Raw genomic sequence first — 2,935 nt, forward strand, 5'->3', positions numbered from 1 at the left:
ATAAAGGGCTCTGTGCCGCTGACCTGGACGTCGGCCTGACCGGACAGCGATTGCACGGCGGACGAAAACTCATTGAATGCAGCGGCGTTGACCAAATGGATCGCGAAGCCCAGCGCTACACCAACCGCAATGGCCGCAATCGCGACCAGTGCGCGTACCGGATGCGCGCGCCATTCGCCGAGCAGCAGCCAGCGGGACAGGCGCCGTAGCGACGCGTCTTGCGTCAACTGCTGCATTCCAGGTTGTAGCGCTCAGCTGCGCGTTTGGCTTTGATGCGCGTTCGCTCGGTATTCTGGAGTGTGGCGTCGCGGGCGTCTTCTTCAGCCCATTTCTGATCCTGCTTCAGCTTTGCGCACTTGCGCTGCCGGACGCCTGCCGCGCGGCTTGCTGCTGCATCCTCGCGCTCCTGCTGCGCCTCGCGCTTGTGACGGGCCTTTTCCAGTTTTGCCGCTTCATTCTGCTGGCGCGCCAGATCGGATTTCGCAGCTGGATTGGACACGGGAGCTTCCGGAACGGCGACCACGCCCGCCTGTCCCCGTTCGCAGGGCTGCTGGCTGTAGGTGATTTTGCCGTCCACCGTGCATTTGTTCACGGTCTGCGCGGCGGCGGGCAAGGCGACGGCGAGTAGCAGAAGTAGTGGTTTCATATGATCTTCCCCGGATTCATGATACCGAGGGGATCAAGTGCGGCTTTGATCGCGCGCATCATTTGCAGCTCCACTGGCGACTTGTAGCGCGCCAGTTCGTCGCGTTTCAGCGCGCCGATGCCATGTTCGGCTGAAATCGAGCCACCGAATGCGACGACGTTATCGTGCACCAGGAGGTTCACGGCGTCCTGATTGCTCAGGAAGTCTTCGTTCGAGATGCCAACCGGCGGCGCGACATTGAAATGCAGGTTGCCGTCGCCAAGGTGGCCGAAGCAGACCAACTGGCAGCCGGGGAAAGCCTGCTGCAGCAGCGGCTCGGTGTCTGCAATGAAGTCGGCGATGGCCGATACCGGCAGCGAGATATCGTGCTTGATGTTCTTGCCGTCCGCCGCCTGCGCCAGAGGAATGTGCTCGCGCATCTGCCACAAGCCCTGCGACTGGGCGACCGAGCTGGCCACAACGGCGTCTTCGATCACGCCGTCGTCCAGCGCGGCGCCGATGGCGCGTTCCAGCAGACCGACCGCATGTTCCTCGGATTCGCTGCTGGACAGCTCCAGCAGCACATACTGCCCGTGCTCTTGCGCGAACGGTTGCGGCAGTTGCGGGAAATGCTTGTGGACCAGGCGCAGGCAGAATGCGGACATCAGCTCAAAACCCGTCAGGCTGGCGCCGCAGCGGTCCTGCATCACGGACAGCAGGCGTAAGGCGTCGGCTGGCGAAGCGAGGGCGGCGAGGGCGGTGATGCTGGCTTTCGGCTGCGGGAATAATTTCAGCACGGCGCCAGTGATGATGCCCAGTGTGCCTTCGGCGCCGATGAACAGATCGCGCAGGTCGTAGCCGGTATTGTCCTTGCGCAGACCGCGCAGACCGGACCAGATCTCGCCTTGCGGCGTCACCACTTCCAGGCCGAGACACAGCTCGCGCGTGTTCCCGTAACGCAGAACCGCCGTGCCGCCGGCATTGGTCGAGAGATTGCCGCCGATGGTGCAACTGCCTTCGGCCGCCAACGACAAGGGGAACAGGCAGCCATGCGCTGCCGCCGCTTCCTGCACGGATTGCAGAATGCAGCCCGCATCGACAGTCATGGTGCGGTTGACCGGATCGACAGCACGCACTTGGTTCAGCCGGGCGAGCGAGAGTACCACCGCGCTGCCGCTCGCATCGGGCACGCTGCCGAGCACCAGGCCTGTATTGCCGCCCTGCGGCACAATGGGGACATGTGCCRCCACGCAGGCGCGCACCAGTACCGCCACTTCCTGTACCGAACCGGGACGCAGCACTGCCAGCGCGCGGCCCGTAAAACGTCCGCGCCAGTCGCGCAGGAAGGGCGCCATGTCGGCTTCCCCGGTCAGCACATGCGCATCGCCGAGCAGTTGGCGGCAGTGTTCGAGGAAGGCCGATTGCATCATTTCACGGAATTGGAATTGATCTTATCCAGCAGGTCTTTGGCGGCTTTCTTGGCGGCGCGCTTATACGGCGCCACATACAGAATCGCGCACAGGAAGTACACCACGACGATGCCAGCCTCGCCCCAGCCCAGCCACGGCATGGCTTTATCGCTCCAGCCGCGCACCACGCCTTCAGTGAAATAGAGCAGGATCATCATCGACGTCCACTGCAGCGTGTAGATATCGCGCTTGATGATGCCGGCCAGAGGAATCAGCAGCGGCGCGGCCTTCAGCGCAAGCCAGGAACCGCCGGGATGCAGCGGCGAAATCAGCAGCTCCCACAGCAGGCACCAGATAATCAGCGCCACCATGCTGCCGATAGCGCCCCAATGGAAGAATTTATGTTTGCTGGATTCCATCACATTCCCTGCATTCTGACGGCGGTTTCGGCGAGGCGGCGGCCGAGGGCCACGGCCAGGCGCTTCTCATCGTCGGTAATTGGTTTCTTGCCATCCAGGCCGGACCAGTGGCTGGCGCCGTAGGGCGAGCCGCCGCTCGATGTGGTCATCAGCTCAGGATGCGTGTAAGGCAGGCCCAGAATCATCAAGCCATGGTGCAGCAGCGGGATCATCATCGACAGCAGGGTTGATTCCTGGCCGCCGTGCAGACTGCCGGTGGAGGTGAACACACAGGCAGGCTTGCCGGCCAGGGTGCCGGACAGCCATTCGGCCGAGGTGCCATCCCAGAAATACTTCATGGCTGATGCCATATTGCCGAAGCGGGTCGGCGAACCGACGGCAATTGCGGCACACTCGCGCAAATCGTCGAGTTCCACATACGGCGCACCTTCGTCCGGCACGGCGGGCGCGGTCGCCTCGGCCACAGTGGACACAGCTGGCAC

Annotated in this window: 5 protein-coding genes; all 5 read right to left on the bottom strand. The window is 63.2% G+C overall.

What is annotated here, in order from left to right; genetic code table 11:
• Positions 1-236 (bottom strand): hypothetical protein (locus AB4Z11_RS28230; protein WP_442029142.1); only part of this gene is annotated, 236 nt, incomplete at its 3' end.
• Positions 224-646, bottom strand: coding sequence for a DUF4124 domain-containing protein (locus tag AB4Z11_RS28235; RefSeq protein WP_442029143.1), 423 nt, complete (start codon positions 644-646; stop codon positions 224-226). The genes AB4Z11_RS28230 and AB4Z11_RS28235, both read right to left, overlap by 13 nt.
• The gene (locus AB4Z11_RS28240) at positions 643-2,052 is read right to left on the bottom strand and encodes an FAD-binding oxidoreductase (protein WP_442029146.1); all 1,410 of its coding nucleotides are present in this window, start codon (positions 2,050-2,052) and stop codon (positions 643-645) included. The genes AB4Z11_RS28235 and AB4Z11_RS28240 overlap by 4 nt, the downstream gene beginning before the upstream one ends.
• Positions 2,052-2,453: a DUF2069 domain-containing protein gene (locus tag AB4Z11_RS28245; RefSeq protein ID WP_442029144.1), complete on the bottom strand. Its 402-nt coding sequence runs from the start codon at positions 2,451-2,453 to the stop codon at positions 2,052-2,054. The genes AB4Z11_RS28240 and AB4Z11_RS28245 overlap by 1 nt, the downstream gene beginning before the upstream one ends.
• A partial coding sequence (gene wrbA, locus AB4Z11_RS28250; protein WP_442029145.1) for an NAD(P)H:quinone oxidoreductase occupies positions 2,453-2,935 on the bottom strand: 483 nt, incomplete at its 5' end. The genes AB4Z11_RS28245 and wrbA, both read right to left, overlap by 1 nt.

Origin of the sequence: Pseudoduganella sp. RAF53_2, from assembly GCF_052113985.1 — a bacterium.
Taxonomy (GTDB): Bacteria; Pseudomonadota; Gammaproteobacteria; order Burkholderiales; family Burkholderiaceae_D; genus Rugamonas.